We start from the raw sequence: 21477 nt of genomic DNA, 5'->3' as shown, positions 1-21477 counted from the left end.
CCGGTCTTTTTTTAATACTTGTTTTATATCGTCACCATGTCTGATCACAGGATACCCATGCGCCGCATGTTACAATACGGGGCCGTGCCCGCCATCAGGGCAGGGAACCGCGCCATCGCCGCGACAGGCATATGCGACAGCCACCGGGACAGGGAGGCCGTGAACACCCCGTCATGCGCCTGACCCTTCATACCGATTATGCCATCCGCGTGCTTGTCTATCTTGCCTGCAATGAAGGCCGACGCGTGTCCGTGCATGAAATCTCCACCCATCATGGCATTTCCCACAACCATCTGGTCAAGGTGGTCAACCGTCTGTCCAACAGCGGAATCGTGGAGGCGCGCAGGGGCCGGTCCGGCGGGTTGCACCTGCCGCGCATACCACAGGACATCATCATCGGGGATATCGTGCGCCTGATGGAGGCCGACATGCAGGCCATCGTGTCGTGCCAGCCTGAAAACGGACAGCATTGCGTGCTGGCGGACATCTGTCGCCTGCGGCACCTGCTGTCGCGGTCGCTGGATGCCTTCATGGGGGTTCTGGACCAGACCACGCTGCACGACATCATGCCGCGCAATATCTAGTCTGACCGTCATGACAGGACTATGGACGTCCATAACTATATTCGGTTATATACAGATGACAGGCCGGATGGGTATCCACACCTGATAATCTGCGGTTATGATCATATAAATCTCTGTTATTTATGGTAAAATCTTGCCGTTTGCGATTGCAATACGGCGATTGGGGCGGTTTCCTGCGTGCACACACGGGGAGGTTGCCATGTCTGACAAACCGGAATTCAAACCCTATACCCATCCCGCCGGCGGATGGGGGGCGGCGAACGCCACCGCGCGGGTGCTGATGGAACAGAGCGTGCTGGCCAAGGGGTCGCGCGCGCTGCTGGCCATGAACCACCCGGACGGGTTCAAGTGCCCAAGCTGCGCATGGCCCGACCCCGACCGTGAAAAGACACTGGAGTTCTGTGAAAACGGGGCCAAGGCGCTGGCGTTCGAGGCGACGAAGCGCAAGGTTGGCGCGGACTTCTTTGCCACCCATACCGTAACCGACCTTATGTCCCGCAGCGATCACTGGCTGGAGGAGCAGGGCCGCCTGACCCAGCCCATGCGCTATGACGCCGCGACCGACCATTACGTGCCGTGCACCTGGGACGAAGCCTATGCCATGATCGGACGCCACCTGCGCGCGCTCGATCATCCGGACCAGGCGGAATTCTATACCTCCGGCCGAACCTCCAACGAGGCGGCGTTCCTGTATTCCGTATTTGTCCGTGCGTTTGGCACCAACAACTTCCCCGACTGTTCCAACATGTGCCACGAGCCGACCAGCCGTGGCCTGCCCATGTCCATCGGTATCGGCAAGGGCACGGTGCAGATGAAGGACTTTGCCCATGCCGAGGCCATTTTCATCATTGGCCAGAACACCGGCACCAACAGCCCGCGCATGATGACCGAACTGGTGCATGCGCGTAAGCGCGGCGCGCCGATCGTTGCGGTCAACCCCATGCCTGAACGCGCGCTGATCCGCTTTACCGAACCGCAGGACCCGATCAAGATGGCGACCTTCGGGTCAACACCCATCGCCAGTGAGTTCTGTCACGTGCGCATTGGTGGTGATGTCGCGTTCCTCAAGGGTGTGATGAAAACCCTGTTCCAGATGGATGAAGATGCCGCCGCCAAGGGCGAGCCGGCCGTACTGGACCATACCTTCATTACTGAACATACCGACGGGTTTGCGGCGCTGAAGGCGGATATCGAGGCGACACGGTGGCCCGATATCGTCGCCACCTCGGGCCTGTCGGAAGAACAGATCCGCCGGGTGGCGGGGATCTATGCCGCCTCCAACGCCACCATCATCTGCTTCGGCATGGGCGTAACACAGCACCAGCAGGGATCGCGCGTAATCCACCAGATCGCCAACCTGCTGATGCTGCGCGGTAATTTTGGCAAGGACGGAGCCGGTATCTGCCCCGTGCGCGGCCATTCCAACGTGCAGGGCGACCGCACGGTCGGTATTGATGAAAAGCCGACATCCATCTACCTCGACCGGCTTCAGGCGGCGTTCGGCTTCAGCCCGCCGCGCGAACATGGGCACCATGTCATTGAATCCGTGCAGGCCATGATTGATGGTACGGCCAGGGTGTTCATTGGCATGGGTGGCAACTTCATCCACGCCATTCCCGATACGCCCGTGGCGTATGAAGCGATGGCGCGCCTGGACCTGACCGTGGGCATCGCCACCAAGCTCAATCGCGGGCACCTGGTGCATGGACGTGACGCGCTGATCCTGCCGGTCATTGCCCGGTCCGAAATCGACATGCAGAAAACCGGCCCGCAGTTCGTGACCATCGAGGATGCGATGTCCGGTGTTACGCGGTCCCACGGCGTGCTGCACCCCGCCAGCGCCGACCTGCGTTCGGAAATCGAGATCGTCTGCCGCATGGCCCGTGCAACCCTGCCGGACAGCACGATCGACTGGGAAGGCTTTGTCGATGATTACGACCTGATCCGCGACACGATCGCGCAGGTCTATCCCGACCTGTATGCGGATTTCAACACGCGCATCCGTCAGGGCAAGGGCTTTTCGCTGCCGGTACCGCCACGCCAGCGGATATGGAATACGCCAACGGGCAAGGCCAATTTCCTGCTCTTTGACGGACTGGACGAGGACACGCCCATAGGCGGCCCGGACATGCTGCGCCTGTCCACCATCCGGTCGCACGACCAGTATAATACCACGGTCTATACCAATAATGACCGTTACCGTGGTGTGTACAACACCCGCATGGTCGTCTTCATGAATAAAGACGACATGGCGGCACGCGGTCTGGTGGACGGGGCGATGGCCGACCTTGAAACCATCAGCACCGATGGCACGCAGCGCCGGGTGGACGGGTTGATGGTGGTGCCGTACCCCATGCCACGCGGGTCGATTGCGGGGTATTATCCCGAACTCAACCCACTGCTGCCACTGTCGCATTTTGACCAGATCGCCGGAACGCCCGCTGCCAAGTCCATACCGGTGCGCGTGACCGCCGCCGCGCCCGCAGCCCAGCCCGAACCGGCCTGAACCCGGTCCGATCATGAAAACCAACAGTTTCGCGCGGCAGGTGGATTACGCCACCGCCCTGCGGCTGGTGCGCGATCGTGCCGCGCGGGTCATGCCCCCCGCAACCCGCGTGCCGGTGGCGCGGGCGACGGGACGGGTGGCGGCGGCCGACATCATGGCGCGGACCTGTCGCCCGCCTGCCGATATTTCTGCCATGGACGGCTATGCCTTTGCACATGACGCCATGGTGGCGCATGGCCGGCTGCCGGTCGCGGGTCGGACGGTAGCGGGGGATGCGGCGATATCCCTTGCACCGGGTCATGCGCGCGCCATCCTGACCGGTGCGCACATCCCGGCGGGTGCGGACTGTGTCATGGCTGCCGAGCGCATGGCGGTTGTGGACGGGACCGTTGCCCCGACGGCGCCGTTGCCCGCATCCGGGGCAAACATCCGCAGGCAGGGGGAGGAATTTGCGTCCGGCACGCGGCTTGTGGCTGCCGGTCAGCGTCTGGACTGGCGGCACGTCGCCCTTCTGTCCAGTCAGGGTGTGGGCGATGTCGCGGTCATCCGCAGGCCGCGCGTCTCGGTCGTGTCCAATGGTGCGGAACTGGCGGCGGATGCGCCGGGCGCATGCCCTGATTCAAACGCCCCCATGCTGGCGTCCATGCTGACAGGCATCGGTGCGCGCGTGACCACCCATGCCGCCCCCACCGATAACGTGGCACGGCAGGCCGCCTGCCTGCATGCCGCGCGGCGCGGTGCCGATGTCATGGTGACCACCGGCGGCATATCGGTCGGGGATACGGACCATATGCTGGATATCCTGCGCGATGCGGGCGCGCGGGTGATGTTCCGGGGCGTTGCGATCCGGCCCGGCCGTCCGCTGACGGTGCTGGAACATGATGGCCAGACCATATTCTGCCTGCCCGGCAACCCGGGGGCTGCGGCCATCTGCGCATTGATGTTCGTGTGGCCCTATCTGCGGACGATCATGGGGCAGGACATGCCACGGCCCGGTGTATGCGCCACGGCCGATTTCACGGCGGATGCGCCACCGGGGGTAACGCTGTTCATTCCCGTCAGCCTGCATCCGGGGCCGCAGGGCTGGCTGTGCCGGCGCGTGCCAACGGTAGGGGCGTCTGACATCATCGCCTTTTCCCGCGCGGATGCGCTGCTGGCCGTAACGCAGGACAGCCCGATCCGGGCGGGGCAGCCTGCATGGGGTATGCCGCTTCGCGCTGATATGTAGGTCATGTCCCCGATCGGGCGTGACAGCCGGGTGGCGTTTCTGGTGAAGCTGTTTTCAAAACGCTCCCGCGAACGCTGCCTTTGATGAAAAAGTAATTCCTGAACCCCTGAATATGACTTCCGGATGAGACAATGCCCCCTTCAGTCCAGCACGACAGAACAGGCATGCCGCCATGCGAAATCGGCAATGGCCCCGGCATCGTTCACATCCAGCACCGGCAGGTGCGCGGGCAGGGCAGGGTCGTGGGGTGTATCCGTCGCGATGGCGATGATGTTGTCCTGATGGCGGAACAGCGGTTCCTTACCGGTGGCGGGACGATAGACCTCGATACAGGCGGGCGTGGTGGCGTGAAATCCTTCAACCACCACCAGGTCGGTGCGGCGCATGGACGCCAGCAGGTCCGTCAGCGACGGGGGCGCGTCCGTACATTCATGCTGCAGCACCCACCGGCCCGGCGTCGCCAGCATGACTTCGGCCGCACCCGCGTTGCGGTGCAGCCAGGAATCCTTGCCCGGCCGGTCCATGTCGATATCATGATGCGTATGCTTGATGGTGGACACAGCCAGCCCGCGCGCCCGCAGCACCGGCAGCAGGCGCGACAGCAGGTGCGTCTTGCCCGACCCGCTGCGCCCGGTTATGCCGATCACCGCCTGCCGTGGTGGATGGGACATGAAACGCACCTCCTGAATGGACTGGCCAATAGACCGGCGCAGGGTACGGCCCCGGGCCGCCATGCGCAATGCGGGCAGTGATGCGCGGGGTGCAGCCGCCACGCGTGGCCGGCCTGGTCATGGCAGGTGGCATGGCGCAGCGCATGGGCGGTGGTGACAAGCCGCTTCTGGTGCTGGGGGGCGAGACCTGCCTTGGGCGTATTGTTGCCCGCCTGCGTCCGTGCTGCGCCGCCATTGCGCTGAGCGCCAATGGCGACCCGGCGCGGTTTGCGGCCCATGGCCTGCCGGTTCTGGCCGATACGGTTGCGGGCGTGGGGCCGCTGGCTGGCGTGCTGGCCGGGCTGGACTGGGCGGCGGGGCAGGGGTGTGACGTGCTGGTGACGGTGCCGGGCGATACGCCGTTCATCCCTGCCGACCTTGTGTCCCGCCTGCTGCCTGCGCCGTCCTTTGCCGTCAGCGGCGGGCAACGGCACAGCCTTGTCGCGGCATGGCCGGTGGGCTGCCGCGACCTGCTGGCCAGGCAACTGGGCCACATGACACCCGCCACCCGGCGCGAGGTGACCCGCGTGCGCACGCTGGCCGAGGCACTGGGCGCGCGTGGGGTGGCGTTTGTCGTGCCGCCCGGTGGGCCGGACCCGTTCATGAACATCAATACCCCGGACGATTACGCCATGGCCCGGCAATATGTACGTGACTGACGTCATGACAGCCGCCATGCGGCGACCTGTTGCCCCGCCATTTCGCGCCGGGCGCAGGCCGCCCGTCGTGATCCGCCATGGCGGACGAAGGACCATGCCATGACCCGCCCCCTGCCGCCCGCCATCGTACCCTGCGCCATGACGGTGCATGCGCCCGGCGCGCCAGCCATCCGGCGCACGCTGGACATTGCCGAGGAAACCCCCGTGACCCTGTCCTTCAACGGCATGGCGCATGGGGTGATGATGGCGACGCCACTGGACCTGCGTGACTTTGCCACGGGTTTCGCCCTGACCGAAGGGATCATTCCCGACCTTGCGGCGCTGAAAGATGTCACGGTCCGGGCGGGGGACGATCATGCGGGGGTGGAGATGCGCATAGACGGCCCGTCCTTTCACCGGCTGCTGGCGCGCGGGCGGCGGGCGATGACGGGGCGCACCAGCTGTGGCGTATGCGGCACGGATGCGCGTGACGTGCTGGACCGCCCGCGCCGCACGGTGCCTGACGCGCCGCCCGACCTGATGGCGGTGGGCCGTGCGCTGGCGGCGCTGCCGGGGCGGCAGGTGCTCAATGCCCGCGCGCGCATGCTGCATGCCGCCGCGTGGTGCGCGCCTGATGGTGAAATCATGCATGTGCGTGAGGATGTCGGCCGCCACAACGCGCTGGACAAACTGGTGGGGGCGGGCCTGCGCGACGGGGTGGATTTCGGGCGCGGGTTCTGCGTGATTACCAGCCGGTGTTCGTATGAAATGGCGCATAAGGCGATCATGGCGGGCATGCCGGGACTGGTGGCGGTATCGGCGCCAACGGCGCGTGCGCTGCGGGTGGCGGCGGAGGCGGGGCTGTATCTGGCCGCACCCGCGCGGGCTGCATCCGTAATGGTTCCCGATCTGGTCATCGAGAAGTAAAAAAAACATTTTGTCTGCAACCGTGGCAGGTCTGGATTCACGATCCGACATGGCAACAGCCATTTTGTGGCGGAATACTTATAGTTCTGAAACAATAGTAATAAAGTCGTGACCAACCTCGCGATTTCGTTTTTTCGCGTTTAACGGGCGCGGGACTAGCCTCCGCCTCATGATACTGGAGGAACATCCATTATGTCTGCTTTCATGAAACCGCACAGCGCCGCAGGATGGGCGACGCTATTACTTGCGGTCATCATCATCCTGCTCGGCCTGCCACTGGTCTATATGGGCGCGGAACTCGCGTTCCTTGGTGGCTCGCTTTACTACGTTGTCTGCGGTCTGGTGGTTACGGTGGCTGGCGTGCTGATGGCCATGGGCCGTCCGGCCGGTGGCCTGCTGTATCTGGGGGCATGCGCCTTTACATGGCTGTGGGCATTCTGGGAGGTCGGACTGGACGGCTGGGGGCTGCTGCCGCGCGTGTTCGGTCCCACCCTGCTGGCCATTGGCGTGGCGCTGTGCCTGCCGGTGCTGCGGCGTGCGGAACAGGCACGCACAACCCATGTGCGGGAGGTCGCATGATGTCCAACCATACCCCGATCCTGCGCACCCTGCTGCTGGGCGCCACCATTATTGCCGGTACTGCCGGTGTCTCCGCACTGGCGCAGGTACCCCCCGCCGACCAGCCGCCGGGCAATGGCAACGCCACCGTATCCCCCGGCACGCCCACGCCGCCGCAGGATGCATTTTCGCCTCCGTCGCCCAACGCGCCGCAGGCGCCCGGCGTGAATGCCGCCAACATTCCCGACGGCCCGCCCGCCGAACCCAGCGAGGCCACGCCGATGGTCGAGCAGGTCACGGCCAACCCCGCGCATGATGACTGGCCCGGCTATGGCCGTGATGACAGGGCCACGCGCTACTCGCCGCTGGACCAGATCACGCCGTCCAATGTCGGCCATCTGAAGCGTGCGTTCATCTACCATACCGGCAGCAAGCCCGCGCCGGGGCAGGTGAACAAGTGGGCCGCCGAAACCACGCCGATCAAGGTGGGGGACGGGCTGTACATGTGTTCGGCCATGAACGACATGATGCGCATCGACCCGGCCACGGGCAAGGAAGTCTGGCACTTCCACGCCAATGAAAAATACGACAGCATTCCCTATACGGCGGCGTGTAAGGCGGTTGTGTACTACACGTCCTCCACCGTGCCGGAAGGCGAGCACTGCCACCACCGTATCCTTGAAGCCACGCTGGATGAACGCCTGATCGAAGTAGACAGCGAGGACGGCAAGGTGTGCGAGGGCTTCGGCTGGCACGGCATGGTCAACCTGATGAAGGGGATGGGTGAGTCCGTGCCCGGTTTCGTGGCCGAAACCGCGCCGCCGCCGATCGTCAATGGCGCGATCATCACCAACCAGGAAGTCCTCGATGGCCAGCGCCGCTGGGCACCGTCGGGCGTGATCCGTGGTTACGACGCCGAAACCGGTCGCTTCCTGTGGGCATGGGACGTCAACCGTCCGCATGAACATGGCGAACCGAAGGAAGGCGAACATTACAGCCGTGGCACCCCCAATTCCTGGGCTGCGATGATTGGCGACAATGCGCTGGGTCTGGTTTACGTGCCGACCGGCAATTCCGCCGCCGATTATTACAGCGCCATGCGTTCACCTGAAGAAAACAAAGGTGTCTTCCGCCGTTGTCGCGATCGACGTGAAAACGGGTGAGCCGCGCTGGGTGTTCCAGACCGTGCACAAGGACGTGTGGGATTACGACATCGGGTCGCAGCCGACACTCATGGACTTCACCAAGCCGGATGGCAGCAGCGTTCCCGCGCTGATCATGCCGACCAAGCGTGGCCAGACCTTCGTGCTGGACCGCCGCACGGGTGAGCCGGTGCTGCCGGTGGAGGAACGGCCCGCGCCATCTCCGGGCATGGTACCGGGCGATACGCGCGCACCGACGCAGCCGTGGTCGGTTGGCATGCCGCGTCTGGGCTTCGCACCGCTGAAGGAAGCTGACATGTGGGGCATGTCCCCCATCGATCAGCTGTACTGCCGCCTGAAATATCGCCGTGCCCATTATGTGGGTGAGTTCACCCCGCCCAGCATCGACAAGCCGTGGCTGGAATATCCCGGCTATAACGGCGGGTCCGACTGGGGCAGCGTGGCCTATGATGAAAAGACCGGCATCCTGATCGCCAACTGGAACAACACGCCCATGTATGACCAGCTGGTCAGCCGCAAGAAGGCGGACAAGCTGGGACTGATGCCGGTGGATGACCCCAACTACAAGCCCGGTGGCGGCGGTGCCGAAGGGGCAGGGGCCATGGCGGAAACACCGTATGGCATCGTGGTCTCCCCGTTCTGGGATGAATATACGGGCATGATGTGCAACCGCCCGCCCTATGGCATGATCACCGCCATCGATATGCACACGCAGAAGGTGCTGTGGCAGCACCCGCTGGGCAGCGCGCGCGCCAACGGCCCGTTCGGCCTGCCCACCCACCTGCCGCTGACCATTGGCACGCCCAACAATGGCGGCCCGGTCATTACCGCCGGTGGTCTGATCTTTGTTGCCGCGACGACGGACAACATGATCCACGCCTTCGACATCCATACCGGACGCGAGGTGTGGAACGATGTCCTGCCCGGTGGCGGACAGGCGACGCCCATGACGTATGAATACAAGGGCAAGCAGTACGTCGCCATCATGGCCGGTGGCCACCACTTCATGATGACGCCGGTGACGGATGACCTGGTGGTTTACGCACTGGATAACGTGAACTGAGGGTATCCGTCCTGTTGTGACCGATCCCGACCGGGGCCGTGTAATGCGGCCCCGGTTTTTTTATGCGTACCGGTATTGGAATTCTGCACCGTGTGGAAATCGGCCGCGGCCCCATGGGGGCAGCCCGGTTACACGGCATCGGGGAGTGTTTGCAAAACCCGTCCGGAAAATATCCAGCAATCATAAGGCAGATGCTGTTGATGCTTTTTCAGGAAGTGTCGGAAGATGTCGCCTTTTTGGAAGAGGCGATACCCAAGACTTCTTCCTGTTTTTCCAATGGTTTTTTTTTTGAACAGTCTCATCCGTTGCGCACGGGTCTGTCATCACAGACTTTCTGCCACCCGGCGCTGTCCCGGTTCTGCCCATGTCCTGATATATGTCCAGTCCGGGTAACGGGGCTGGGGCCGTTTTGATGAATATGTCGGTCATGAACAGATGGCTGCCGTCCCCTGCCTGAACCCCTCGACGGCCAGTCCGGGCCACGACTGGACGGGGCACATCCGTGCGGATGAATTGCCGCCTTTTATTGGTCTGGCCCCATGCCGTCACGTCATTCAGGGCCACGCGCAGGCCGGATCTGGACAGGATATTTCCCTGCCCCCACCGCTAAGGGCATCTGCTACAGACCTGAACAGACGGACATCCTGTTTAAGATGCCAGGATGTCCGTGTGTTTCGGGTGGATCTGCATTCCCCTGCGCCGGATCCTATGATCCTGTCCGATGATGGGGGAGGGGGGGGTCAGCCGTGCGGGCCGGTGGCGTTTACTGGCCCATCGCCACGCCGTCGCGATGGGGGTCGCCCCAGCCCTGCATGCCGTCCGGCCCGACCGTAATGGCCTGCACCGCTGCGTTCATGACCGCGATTTTGGGCTTGTGCCCCATGTCGCGCAGGGATTTCTCCAGCCCCGCGGCGGCGGTTCCGCGTTCCAGTTCCTGGCCACGGTTCTGTGCCCCGATGCGCGGCTGTTCAATGGCGGTGCGGATATTCTGCCCCCATGCCAGATAGCCCACCAGCGTCTGCACGACCGAATCAATGATGCGCGCGCCGCCACCGGCGCCAATGATGACTTCCGGCTGGCCATCCTTGCCGAATACGATGGTCGGGGCCATGGTCGTGATCGGTCGTTTGCCCGGTGCCGCGATGTTGGCCACCGTCTGGCCATCCACCACCGGACGGGTCGCGAAATTGGTGATGGCGTTATTCAGCACCACGCCATCGACAATGATATCCGCGCCGAAATTCAGGTTGATGGTGGTGGTGAAGGACAGCGCGTTGCCCTTGCTGTCACGTATGGCCAGATGCGTGGTGGCGGGAACGGTCATCGCATCGGATACCGGCTGTGCGAAGGCATGCTGCGTCAGCGTGCCCGGCGCGACCCTGTCCATTGCGCGGCTGTCGGACACCAGTGCCGCCCGGCTGTCCAGATAGGCGGGATCAAGCAGTTGTGCCGTCGCCACGGGCACGAAATCGGGGTCGGCCGCGTATTTGCGCCGGTCGGCTTCCGCCAGACGCGATGCCTCCAGCAGCAGGTGGGCCGCCTCCACGCTGCCGGGGGCGTAGTGGCCTATGTTCAGGCGGTCCAGTATGGCCAGCTGCTGCAGGACAGACAGGCCACCCGCCACCGGCGGGGCGGCGGAACAGATCCGGCGTCCAAACGCGGTAATGCACAGCGGCGCGCGTTCGCGCACCCGGTAACCGGCAAGGTCCGACGGCACGATTTTGCCGGGATACGCCCCGGTGGCGACGGCGGCCCCGATCTTGGCGGCGAATTCGGGTTTATACAGGTATTCCGCACCATCTTTCGCCACGTGCTCCAGCGTCTGCGCCAGGGCTTCGTTATGCAGCGTGGTGGCCTGTGGCAGGGGGTGCCCCCTGTCGTCAAAATACTGCGCGAAGGCGGGCAGGCGCGACAGTTCGGGGCGTTCGGTCAGGACAAGGTGCAGGTAGCCCGGCAGGGGAAACCCGTCACGCGCCAGCCGGATGGCGTCGGTAAACAGGTCCGCCCACGGCAGCCTGCCGTAACGGGCATGCAGCAGGGCCAGCGTGCGCAGCGTGCCCGGCACCGCGACCACCCGGCCGCTGCGTTCCAGCGCATCGGTGGGCAGGCGCTGGCCCGACGCATCATGCGCGTAGTCCTGCGGCACACTGGCCGGGGCGCTGGCCAGCCCGTCGTAAAAGTCGAGCTTCCTGCTGCCCTTGTCCCAGTACATGATGGCAGACCCGCCACCAAGGCCCGATGCCTGCGGTTCGACCACGGCCAGCACCATCTGGCCCGCGATGGCGGCATCAACCGCGTTGCCGCCATGTTCCAGCACGACAGATGCGGCATGGGACGCCATCGGGTTGGCGGTTGCCACCATGAAATGGCGTGCCCGGGCGGTGTCGCCCGTATCCTGCGCCCGGCCCGGGGTGCCTGAGCCAATAATCAGCATGACCGCACCCACCGCGCTGGCGACAAGACGTTTTTTTTGCGAACGGATGAAAGGAGACGGACGGGCGGCAGATGCTTGCATATTGGAATCAGCAACTTTCATACTCTGAACCAAAATATCGTACCTTTACCGTTACAAACTTTACGTGGGCCGATAAATGCGCTTACGGTAAGAAGATTATCAATTGTTGGTTCATAATGAACGTTTTTCAGGCCATTTCCATCTTCGTCGCCGTTGTCGAGACCGGCAGCATGACAGCCGCCGCCGAACGGTGTGGCATTTCGTCCACCATGGTGGGAAATTACGTGCGCGTGCTGGAGGAACAACTGGGCAGCACCCTGCTGCGCCGCACCACCCGACGGCAGAGCCTGACCCCGTTTGGTGCCCTGTATTTTGACAAATGCAAGGAAATCCTCCGTCTTGTGGATGAAACGAAGGAACTGGCGCAGGCGGCGCAGGACAGCCCGGCGGGGACACTGCGTATAACAACGCCCATTACCTATGGCATTGAAAGTGTCACGCCGTGCATTGCCCGTTATCTGGCGCGGCACCCGTCCGTGGATATCGAGGTGGTGCTGAGCGCGCGCGCAATGGACCTGACGCGCGACAAGTTCGACGTGGCCATCCGGCTGGGCACGCCGGAACCTTCATCGCTGATCTGCCGCAGGCTGGGCGATTACCGCATGACCCTGTGCGCCGCGCCTGCCTACGTCGCCTGTCACGAGGAAATCGTGAACCCCCACCAGCTTGCTACCCATGACGGGCTGGCCTTTGCCTATTCCGCCACTTCGCCACAGGCATGGGGGCAGCGTGAATGGCGGCTGGAGGGAGCCGAGGGGCAGGTGATCGTGCCCATGAAGCGGCGGATGCTGTTCAACAACACGCAGGCCATGCACCGCGCCACGCTGGCGGGGCTGGGGGTGGCCATGCTGCCCGAGGACGTGGTGCAGGCCGACCTGCATAACGGGCAGCTTCAGGCGCTGCTGCCGGAATACGCGCTGCCGTCGCGGCCCATCTATCTGCTGTACCACAGGGAACGGTACAATGCGCCGACCCTGCGGTCGTTCATTGACTTCATGATCAGCCATCTTGGCACGTCCTCTTCCTGAAATGGGCAGTTCCGTCCCCGGTCGCTGGCTGGTGATCTGTGCCTGCGTCATCGGAAGTGTGATCGAATATTATGACTTTGTTATATATGCCTATTTTTCCGGCTCCATCGCCCAGACATTCTTTCCTACCGGGCTGGCGTTCTCGCCACTGGCGCTGGTGCTGGCCACGTTCGGCCTGACCATGGTCGGCCGCCCGCTGGGGGCGGTGGTCCTGGGTACCTATGCCGACCGCAGGGGGCGGCTGCCGACCATGATCCTGTGCATCCGGCTGATGACGCTGGGCAGCCTGCTGCTTGCGCTGACGCCGGGCTACGACACGATTGGCGTGCTGGCGCCCGTGGCCATTATTGGCGCGCGGCTGCTGCACGGGTTTTCCCTGGGGGGGGAGTTCAGCAGCGCCACGTCGTGCCTGATCGAGAATTCGCCCCACCACGAAGCCCGCGCGGCAAGCTGGCAGCCCATCGGGCAGATCCTTGCCTCCTTCCTGGCCGCCGCCATGGCGCTTGCCCTCAGCGTGGTGCTGCCGCCCGCCGCGTTTGACGGCTACGGCTTCCGCATTGCGACACTGGGCGGAATCTGCGCGGGCATGGCCGGGCTGGTGCTGCGCCGGCGGCTGCTTTCACTGCCATTGCCCGCCGGGCCGGTCGTTGCCGCCCCGTTTGTCGAACCGGGCACCATCATCCGCATTCTGCTGGTTGCGGGCATGATTTCCCTTGGCAGCGGCATTACCTATCTGGGGATCTACATGCCGTATTACGCGCGGCATCATTTCCATATCGAAACCCGCACCGTCTATGTCGTCAGCCTGACCACATACGCGGTGCAGCTGGTGTTCACGCCGCTGCGGTGGAAGCTGGCCAGTTATTTCGATCGCACCCACGACATACGCCCGCCCGCGCTGGGGTGCGTGATCATGATGATTCTGCCATGGCTTGCATTTTCCGTCCTGCACCGTCATTCCTATGCGCTGCTGGCGATGCCGCTGGTGTTCAACATGGCGGCGCTGATGTATTTCGCGGTGCTGGATGGCTTCATCAGCCTGCTGTTTCCGCGCGGGAGCCGGGGGCGGGGGCTTGCGATCGGGTATTCATCGGGCGTTGTGGTGTTCGGCAGCCTGGCGCCGCTGGTCAATGCCGCGCTGATCGCGCATACGGGGCTGGAGAGCATTCCCATGCTCTATGTCTCGGCGCTGGCCGTTCTGGCGCTGGTTTCGCTGCTGCTGGCGGCGGGCCTTCTGCGGCGGACTCGCCCGGCCTGAGGCGGGACTATCAACATCAGGTTGATAATTTCCCCAGTCGCGGCCCCTTTATCAACGGGTCCGTTTTTGAAACGATGTCGGAACGTTGACGCCCTGCTAGGATACGTTGCCAATGCCGTTTCATGTGCTCTTCCGTCCGAACGCCACCAAGTCCACCCTGGCCCGTGCCCTGCGGAGCAGAAAAAGCTGTCTGGTCATGGCAACGGTCCTTGGCGGACTGGGTGCCATGGAAACCGCCTCGGCACAGCAGGCCCCGTCGGTCACCCCCACATCCCACGCCCGCGTGGTAAAGAAGGGTGCCGCCACCACGGACACCAGTGCCAAGACGACGCAGTCCCCTGACCACCCCGAAAGCATCAGCGTTACGGCCCAGCGCAACAGCGCGCCCGGCGGCGGCATGATGCGCCGGGAAACGGCGGCGCACGCAGTCCAGACGGTGACGCAGGACTATATCGCGATGCAGAGCCCGACCAGCGCGCCGCTGGACCTGATCCGCAACCTGCCCAGCGTCAACGTGTCATCGTCCGACCCCAGCGGCATTGATGGCGGCGCGATCAGCAGCCGTGGCCTGAACGACAATGATATTGGCGTGCTGATCAACGGCATGCCGATTTCCAACGGCTCCACATCGTCAGCGACCGGCTTCATCCAGAACTATGTGGACAGCAACAATATCGCTGCGGAATCCATGTCGCCAGGCTCCACTTCGGTTGGTGCGCCGCTCAACTCCGCTGCGGCCGGTTCGCTGGAAGTGACCACGCGCGCACCGTCGGAAAAATTCGGCGGCATGATTTCAGGCAGCTACGGCACCTTTGATACCTCGCGCGAATTCCTGCGCGTTGATTCGGGCGAGATCGGGCATTCTGGTGTCACCAGCTACATCTCCCTGTCCCATACCCGTGCGGAAGCGTGGCGCGGGTCGGGCATCAGCGACCGCAAGCATCTGGATTACCGCCTGCAGAAGAAGTTCAACGACGGCAGCACGATCGACTTCTTCCTGGGCTACAATCACAGCCACAACTTCCAGAACCGTTTCCCGACCATGGCGAACCTGGAAGCCGACATGAACGGGACCAAGCCGAGCATCCCGCTCAACTACGACGCCGATCCGATCCCCAGTTCCCCGCAGAGCTATTATGGCGTGCACGGCAATGACAAGGACACGTTCTACACCTCGCTGCCGGTCAAGCTGCGCCTGAACCACCAGCTGTCACTCAGCATCGTGCCGTATTACGAACGTTCGGCCTTTACGCTGAATACGGCGGCGCGCCTGCAGGAAGGCCACACCTATTCCGGGTCCGAGCCGGTGGCGGTTGACCTGAACGGGGATGGTGCGGTGACCAGCGCCTATCAGGACGTGTCGGAGCCGGCCATCTCCCTCAACCAGCAGGGCGGCGTGGTCAGCACCCTGCACTGGCACCTGAAGAACAACGAGGGGCAGATCGGCTACTGGTACGAACAGAGTTCCTATTCCCTCAAGACCCCGGTCCAGAAAATGAACCAGGTCACGTCCGGGCAGTACGCGGATAACGATACATACACCTATTACCACCTGGCGGATGGTTCGATCTATTACGCCACGAATTATCTGGGCACGTATCGCTCGCACACCGGTTTCGTGGAAGACACGCAGTATTTCCTGAACCACAAGATGTCCGTGACCGCAGGCTTCAAGATCTTTACCGAAGAACTGACCGGGCAGAGCTACCTGCCGGGATCGAACAGCAGGATGACCAGCAATTTCGTGTCGCCCATGCCGCGTTTTTCGTGGTCGTGGAACCTGACGCCGCACCACCAGATCTATGTCAACGCGGAAGGTGATTTCCGTGCGCCGTCGCCCGAAGGACTGGTGACACGCTACAGCCTGACCAGCGGTGCGATGACGACATCGGGCGCAAACGTAAAGCCACAGTATTCCATCAAGGAAGAACTGGGCTACCGTTATTCCGGCAAGTTCCTGATCGCCGATGTCAGCCTGTACAACTTCAACATCACCAACCGGCTGCTGACACTGAATACCTATACGTCCAACAATGACGCGGTCAGTGAAACCGTCAATGCCGGTGGCGAAACCATACGTGGTGTTGACGTGATGCTGTCCACGCGCCCGCTGCTTCACCGTCTCCGGCCTTATGTGTCGTTTGAATACCTGCATGCCACCATGGACAACAACCTGCCGGCAGCGGCGGAAAATGGCCAGATGGACTACCTGCGGACCAAGGGCAACACGCCGGTCATGACGCCAAAGGTGATGTTCAGCATCGGGACGACCTATAATGAGGGTCCGTTCTTCATGAACTTCAGCCTGCATTATACAGGCCGTCAGTATTCGTCGTTCATGAATGATGAATACATGAGCCACTACTACACGGATACGCTGTCCCTCGGGTACCATTTCCCCAAGATCTGGCGCGCGCAGTCCCCGACGTTCCAGCTCAACTTCACCAACCTGACGGGCACGTACAAGGCGGCGGGTGTTTACAGCTTCTCCACCAACGCGCACCCGACCTACGGCCTGAACGGCAACCGGATTGCCAGTGGCGGATCGCCGCTTTACTACCCGATGGCGAACTTCTCCATGATCGGAACGGTCTCGACATCCTTCTGAATGGCATGACCGGACAGGCGGCGGTGCGATCACGGCTGCCTGTCCTTTGTGCCTGATCCAGATCGGACCACGACCATGCGGGTCCACCCGGTGTCCCTGCCGTGCCGGATGACGGGAACGGCCAGATCGCCACATTGCGGTGTGCGGTCGGGCTGGTCCACCCCGGATGGACGGCATCGGTATATCCCTTTCTTTTTATAACCCGGTCATTGATGGCCTGCCGCATGCGGTGGGCCATAATGCTGTCTGGTGCGATCGGTCCATGATGACCGGCGTGGGGCAGGGCGCCCCCGGTGGCCGATCCATTGTCCATGGCCTGCCTGACCTGCGGTGCGGGGGCCGCCCCTGATCGGCAGGGTATGAACGTCTGTCTGGAAAAAACCCTCCATGCCTGCCGTGTGGGCGGGGCGTCTGGCGGGGATGGGGCCGTGCAATGATATGTTGCGCAGTTCGTGTGGAATTATATTGCGAATAATTATCATACGCATTATTTAGTCACCCGAACCCATACTCTCCATCGCCGGTGCCTCACCCCGATGGGCCAGTCCTTCCCGCACTGTCCCGGCATCGGGCGGCGTGCGTAACCGGAGTGCCGATGCTGTTGTCGTGGCAGATGGCCAACGCCCCCCGGCCGGGACGGCGCGCCCGTGGGCGCGCCTGCCTTTTCCTTCACCCTGCCGACTGCCCGCCGCGCGCGGGCACGATGGCGAACCCGCAGTGTACAGGAGGTCGTGCATGACCCCGATTCCGTTTTCCCCGTGGGACATGTTCCTCAATGCCGGTCCCGTCGTCCGGTGCGTGATGCTGCTGCTGGGGGCGGCAAGCGTGCTGACATGGACCATTTTCGTTGCCAAGTCGGCCGAACTGCTGCGCATGCGCGTCCGGCTGCGGGCGGCGGAAAACGCGCTGGAGGACGCCAATACCCTTGATCTGGGCGAGGAATGGACCCGTGAGAATACCTCCATCGCCCACGCGCTGGTCATGGCCGCCGAAACCGAGCGTCACCGTTCCGCCGACATTCATGATGATGGCGAAGGGGTAAAGGAACGCATCGCCCTGCATCTTGAACGGCTGGAAGCGGCCGAGGGGCGCAGGCTGCTGCGCGGCACTGGCGTTCTGGCCACCATCGGGGCGACCTCGCCCTTCATCGGACTGTTCGGTACGGTGTGGGGCATCATGACCTCGTTTACCGGCATTGCGGCCAGCAGGGCGACCAGCCTGGCCGTCGTGGCCCCCGGCATTGCCGAAGCCCTGCTGGCGACAGCACTCGGGCTGGTCGCCGCCATTCCGGCGGTGGTGATCTACAACCACCTTGCCCGCCAGACAGCAGCATGCCGTGCGCAGGTGGCGGACCTGACGGCACTGGTCATGCGCCTGGTCTCACGCGATCTGGGGCGGGCGCGGATGGGGCAGGGGCGTGTCGTGCGGCTTGACGCGCGGGCGGACAACGCCCTTGCGGCGGCGGAATAGGGGGCGCGATCATGGCCACCCGTATCCGCCACGCCGATGACAGCCCGCATGAAGCCAGCGGGATCAATGTCACGCCATTCATTGACGTGATGCTGGTCCTGCTTGTCATATTCATGGTTACGGCCCCGCTGACCACGGTGAACGTGCCGGTGGACCTGCCGTCATCCACCCAGCAGCCCGCGCCGCGCCCGGATGATCCGGTGTTCCTGACCGTGAAGGCCGATCACGGCCTTGCGGTGGGCGAGGATGACGTGACCATGGACGGACTGGCACCAGCCCTTGAGGCCGCCAGCCGGGGCAACCGCGACGAACGGATTTTCCTGCGTGCCGACAGGGCGGTGGATTACGGCACGCTGATGGGGGTGATGGACAGGCTGCGCGCTGCCGGGTACCTCAGGGTTTCACTGGTCACCCTGCAGGGGCACGATGACGGGGCAGGGCCATGACGGACGTGGCTGATACACTGGTTGCGCAACGCGATCCCGTCACGCTGTCTTTTGCCCACTGGCAGGACAGCCGGGACCGGCAGGCCCGGCGTGCGGACGCCATGCGCTGGGGTCTGTCCTTTCTGGGTGTGCTGGCGGTTACGGGGGGAACGGTGGGGTGGATCATGCGCCTGCCATCCCCGCCGGTACCCGTGCCTGCCCCCCCGCCTGCGGCCATTGCCATAGATATGGCGCCCGAACCGGTGTCCACCCCCGCGCCGCCGACCGATGTTGCGGTCGGCCCGAAGCAGACGCTGTCCATACCGGACCCGCAACCCGACCCGCCGCCCCGCATTACGGCCCCCCCTGCGCCTGTCCCCACCCCGCCGGTGCCCGTGCCGAAGGACGAAAACCGCAGGCCACCCAGAAAAAAGACCCGGCCGGCCCTGTCGCAGGAAAAGCGGGTGCCGGACAGGCTGCCACCAGCCGCGGCCACGACCGCGCCCCCGTCCACCGACGCCCCGCCCGCGCCGACGCAGGCGGCACCGGTGGCGGGATCATCTTCCGCCCACGCGGCGCATGATCCGCTTACGTGGCAGGGCGCGCTGCTGGCGCAACTGGAAAAGTGCAAACGCTATCCCCCCGCCGCCATGGACAGCCAGCACGAAGGCACGCCCACCGTAACCTTTTCCATGGACCGCGGGGGCCATGTGCTGTCTGTCCGGCTGGCCAGCAGTTCCGGCCACCCCCTGCTGGATCAGGAAGCCATGGCGTTGCCCCGGCGCGCGCAGCCCCTGCCCATTCCGCCCGACAGCGTGCCGGGAGATCCCATTACGCTGACCGTTCCGGTTGAATTTCACCTCAATCAGGACTGACCCCTGCGTGGTCCGCTGGCGCCGTGGTGGTGAATCTGTGGAACAGACATTTCTGGGTGCTGTCCTGTTTGTAAAAAAAGCGACGTTTTCTGAAGCTTTTTTTATTTCCTGGGGATAGCCGCAAAAGTTCCTTATGCCTTTACCTGATCCAGCAGCCAGTCCCGCGCGGCATTGATATGGAAGAACTTCCGCGCGGAGCCCATGTGGTCGACACCTTCAAACGTCAGGAAGGTGATGTTGGCGTTCGCGGACAGGTAGCCGTTGATCTGGTCGGTCAGCTTCTGCTGGCTTTCCACGGGGAAAATCATGGTGGGGTCAAGATACTGTCTGGGGCGGACGACCTTCGCCCCGGCCTTTTCCCAGACCGGCACGCATTTTTCGTTCCATGGCGTGGCCTTGTCATCTTTCGATCCGGTAATGATCAGCACCTTCTGGCTGGCCAGTGGCAGAAGGTCTGACGGCCGCTGCTGGCCTGCAATGATCAGCCCGGCGGCAAATGTCTGCGGGTGGCGCGCCATAAGCCACAGTGACGTCATGGCCCCCATGGACCAGCCGGTGCAGTACACCCGCTTCGGGTCGATTTTCAGGATCTTGTCGCATCTGTCCGCAAGGTTCGGGTTGCCGAAATTCCATGTATTGCCGAGCAGGGATTCAACCAGTCGGTATGTATTTTCAACATCGGACGTGTGTTCCCAGTAATCATTCATGGTCGTGCGTTCGTAACGCGGGGTAATGACCACGCATTCGCGCCGGTCCTGCACTTCGGGCAGGCTCCATATACTTGCGATACACTGTTCGGTCAGCGTCTGCGCGCAGGTGCCATCGGGGCTGGTGCCCGAATGGGTTACCGCCAGGATCAGCGGGTAGGCACGGTTTTCCCCGCCTTCGGCCAGAAAGGATTTCGGCAGGTAGATGCTGTATTCCAGCCAGGTGGAACGCGTATCGTCCCACCACCAGTGATTCTGTTCCCACGCATCCACGCCACGGATCGCGACACGGTTCCCGCGCCGGTCGGCATTGGTCCAGACGGTGGTGCTGGCGGCGTACACCGCGCCAGCCGTTGTCCTGACGGCACGGTTCTGCTTCAGGCTGACCCGGTCACTGTCGGTCGTGGGCAGGCTGAGGTCCGGGTCATGGTGGAATTCGGTAATGACGTAGCGGCCCGGGACACTTTTGCCGTCGGGGCGCAGGGCGGGTCCGGCATTGGTGTAGATGGCGGCAATGGCGCGCGGGCGGGCGGTGGCGGTCGTGTGATTCTTGTCTGGTTCATCCGGCATGCCGGGAAAGAACCCCGTGGCGGCGGGAAAAACGGCGGTTGCATAGGTATCGGGGGTAAGGCTGGCCGGGTCGATGGCGACATCGTATTCCACCGCGATGCCGTATACCTTTTCCCCACCGCCGGTAACTTCGCACAGCGCGCAGATACCCTGCAGGCCGGGGGTTTTCTTTTTATGCGGACCGGGGCCGTCGTCGCCGTCCGGCCCGGCGGAGGACGCCGCCATGAAACCATGCCCGCCCCCCGCCGCGTGCGCCTGCTGCATGCCAAGCCCGATGGTCGAAGCCGCACTGGCCAGAACAGCCCCGACGGTTACGAAGTTACGTCTTGATACATCGGCCATGTGTCTTCTCCCGTTCCGGTCGCGCGTCATTATGACAGGCGGTAACACCATCAGACAATGCGCGGATAGTATTGCGAAAGCCGGGAAACAAAACTCTCGAAATGTTTCATCCGCCTGATATGCCTGAACGGCCGGGCGACGCGTGTGCTGGCGGGACGGTGGACCTGATGACAGGTTCCGGCTGCCGTCTTTTTTTAAAAGACGATGTGACCTGACGCTTTTTATTTTCAGGATATTTTGCGCATGCTGGCGGGAAAGAAGAAGGACCGGATGAATGGATATTCCCCTTCCCGACAGTACAA

The 21477-nt window shown here is 63.3% G+C and carries 18 protein-coding genes and 1 pseudogene; 15 read left to right on the top strand and 4 right to left on the bottom strand.

The window, feature by feature from the left end:
* The first annotated feature begins 173 nt into the window (after positions 1 to 173).
* The 3 genes from HNO79_RS08775 (at position 174) to HNO79_RS08765 (ending at position 4318) form a co-directional block, all read left to right on the top strand.
* A complete protein-coding gene (locus HNO79_RS08775) occupies positions 174 to 584 on the top strand; it encodes an RrF2 family transcriptional regulator (RefSeq protein ID WP_010515038.1) in 411 nt (136 codons plus the stop codon).
* A gap of 199 nt (positions 585 to 783) precedes the next feature.
* Positions 784 to 3090, top strand: coding sequence for an FdhF/YdeP family oxidoreductase (locus tag HNO79_RS08770; RefSeq protein ID WP_214165555.1), 2307 nt, complete (start codon positions 784 to 786; stop codon positions 3088 to 3090).
* 13 nt (positions 3091 to 3103) lie between these two features.
* Positions 3104 to 4318, top strand: a complete 1215-nt coding sequence (locus HNO79_RS08765) for a molybdopterin molybdotransferase MoeA (RefSeq protein WP_214165554.1) — start codon at positions 3104 to 3106, stop codon at positions 4316 to 4318.
* Positions 4319 to 4458: 140 nt separating this feature from the next.
* Here HNO79_RS08765 and mobB read toward each other — a convergent pair whose 3' ends face one another.
* Positions 4459 to 4989 carry a molybdopterin-guanine dinucleotide biosynthesis protein B gene (mobB, locus tag HNO79_RS08760; protein WP_214165553.1) on the bottom strand — a complete coding sequence of 177 codons (531 nt, stop codon included), beginning with the start codon at positions 4987 to 4989 and terminating at the stop codon, positions 4459 to 4461.
* A gap of 68 nt (positions 4990 to 5057) precedes the next feature.
* Here mobB and mobA point away from each other — a divergent pair, with 68 nt between their 5' ends.
* From mobA to HNO79_RS08735, 5 genes and pseudogenes are all read left to right on the top strand, one after another.
* Positions 5058 to 5687: a molybdenum cofactor guanylyltransferase gene (mobA, locus tag HNO79_RS08755; RefSeq protein WP_244987483.1), complete on the top strand. Its 630-nt coding sequence runs from the start codon at positions 5058 to 5060 to the stop codon at positions 5685 to 5687.
* 99 nt (positions 5688 to 5786) lie between these two features.
* Positions 5787 to 6593: a formate dehydrogenase accessory sulfurtransferase FdhD gene (gene fdhD / locus HNO79_RS08750; protein WP_214165552.1), complete on the top strand. Its 807-nt coding sequence runs from the start codon at positions 5787 to 5789 to the stop codon at positions 6591 to 6593.
* A 192-nt stretch (positions 6594 to 6785) separates the two neighbouring features.
* The gene (locus HNO79_RS08745; RefSeq protein WP_010515029.1) at positions 6786 to 7172 is read left to right on the top strand and encodes a hypothetical protein; all 387 of its coding nucleotides are present in this window, start codon (positions 6786 to 6788) and stop codon (positions 7170 to 7172) included.
* Positions 7172 to 9377, top strand: a pseudogene (locus tag HNO79_RS08740) (outer membrane protein assembly factor BamB family protein). The gene HNO79_RS08745 and the pseudogene HNO79_RS08740 overlap by 1 nt, the downstream one beginning before the upstream one ends.
* Positions 9378 to 9439: 62 nt before the next feature.
* The gene (locus HNO79_RS08735) at positions 9440 to 9790 is read left to right on the top strand and encodes a hypothetical protein (protein WP_214165551.1); all 351 of its coding nucleotides are present in this window, start codon (positions 9440 to 9442) and stop codon (positions 9788 to 9790) included.
* Positions 9791 to 10140: 350 nt separating this feature from the next.
* On the opposite strand, the gene ggt is transcribed toward HNO79_RS08735, so the two are convergent.
* Positions 10141 to 11892 (bottom strand): gamma-glutamyltransferase, encoded by a 1752-nt coding sequence (gene ggt / locus HNO79_RS08730; RefSeq protein ID WP_234448177.1) that lies wholly within the window; start codon positions 11890 to 11892, stop codon positions 10141 to 10143.
* A gap of 116 nt (positions 11893 to 12008) precedes the next feature.
* Between ggt and HNO79_RS08725 the strand changes: the two genes are divergently transcribed.
* The 4 genes from HNO79_RS08725 to HNO79_RS08710 all read left to right on the top strand — a co-directional run bounded on the left by HNO79_RS08725 (position 12009) and on the right by HNO79_RS08710 (position 17135).
* A complete protein-coding gene (locus HNO79_RS08725) occupies positions 12009 to 12920 on the top strand; it encodes a LysR family transcriptional regulator (RefSeq protein WP_010515024.1) in 912 nt (303 codons plus the stop codon).
* Positions 12901 to 14178 (top strand): MFS transporter, encoded by a 1278-nt coding sequence (locus HNO79_RS08720; protein ID WP_234448178.1) that lies wholly within the window; start codon positions 12901 to 12903, stop codon positions 14176 to 14178. The genes HNO79_RS08725 and HNO79_RS08720 overlap by 20 nt, the downstream gene beginning before the upstream one ends.
* A gap of 112 nt (positions 14179 to 14290) precedes the next feature.
* On the top strand, positions 14291 to 16786 hold the full coding sequence (locus tag HNO79_RS08715) for a TonB-dependent receptor (RefSeq protein ID WP_244987482.1): 2496 nt from the start codon (positions 14291 to 14293) through the stop codon (positions 16784 to 16786).
* 166 nt (positions 16787 to 16952) lie between these two features.
* On the top strand, positions 16953 to 17135 hold the full coding sequence (locus HNO79_RS08710; protein ID WP_214165550.1) for a hypothetical protein: 183 nt from the start codon (positions 16953 to 16955) through the stop codon (positions 17133 to 17135).
* Positions 17136 to 17277: 142 nt separating this feature from the next.
* Here the strand turns inward: HNO79_RS08710 and HNO79_RS08705 are convergent, their stop codons facing one another.
* Entirely contained in the window at positions 17278 to 17523 is a 246-nt protein-coding gene (locus tag HNO79_RS08705; RefSeq protein WP_214165549.1) for a hypothetical protein, read from the bottom strand.
* On the opposite strand from HNO79_RS08705, the gene exbB reads away from it, so the two are divergent.
* The 3 genes from exbB to HNO79_RS08690 are packed head-to-tail and all read left to right on the top strand — an operon-like array spanning position 17522 to position 19556.
* Positions 17522 to 18256: a tonB-system energizer ExbB gene (exbB, locus tag HNO79_RS08700; RefSeq protein ID WP_010515019.1), complete on the top strand. Its 735-nt coding sequence runs from the start codon at positions 17522 to 17524 to the stop codon at positions 18254 to 18256. The genes HNO79_RS08705 and exbB overlap by 2 nt on opposite strands.
* Before the next feature lie 11 nt (positions 18257 to 18267).
* Positions 18268 to 18702, top strand: coding sequence for a TonB system transport protein ExbD (exbD, locus tag HNO79_RS08695; RefSeq protein WP_010515018.1), 435 nt, complete (start codon positions 18268 to 18270; stop codon positions 18700 to 18702).
* A complete protein-coding gene (locus tag HNO79_RS08690) occupies positions 18699 to 19556 on the top strand; it encodes an energy transducer TonB family protein (RefSeq protein ID WP_214165548.1) in 858 nt (285 codons plus the stop codon). Before exbD ends, HNO79_RS08690 begins: the two co-directional genes overlap by 4 nt.
* 131 nt (positions 19557 to 19687) lie before the next feature.
* Here the strand turns inward: HNO79_RS08690 and HNO79_RS08685 are convergent, their stop codons facing one another.
* A complete protein-coding gene (locus tag HNO79_RS08685) occupies positions 19688 to 21175 on the bottom strand; it encodes an alpha/beta hydrolase-fold protein (protein ID WP_214165547.1) in 1488 nt (495 codons plus the stop codon).
* Positions 21176 to 21477 lie beyond the last annotated feature (302 nt).

Origin of the sequence: Komagataeibacter oboediens (assembly GCF_018491655.1) — a bacterium.
Lineage (GTDB): Bacteria > Pseudomonadota > Alphaproteobacteria > Acetobacterales > Acetobacteraceae > Komagataeibacter > Komagataeibacter oboediens.
The sequence above is the reverse complement of the archived record's forward strand: the minus strand, read 5'-3'. Positions and strand labels throughout refer to the sequence as shown.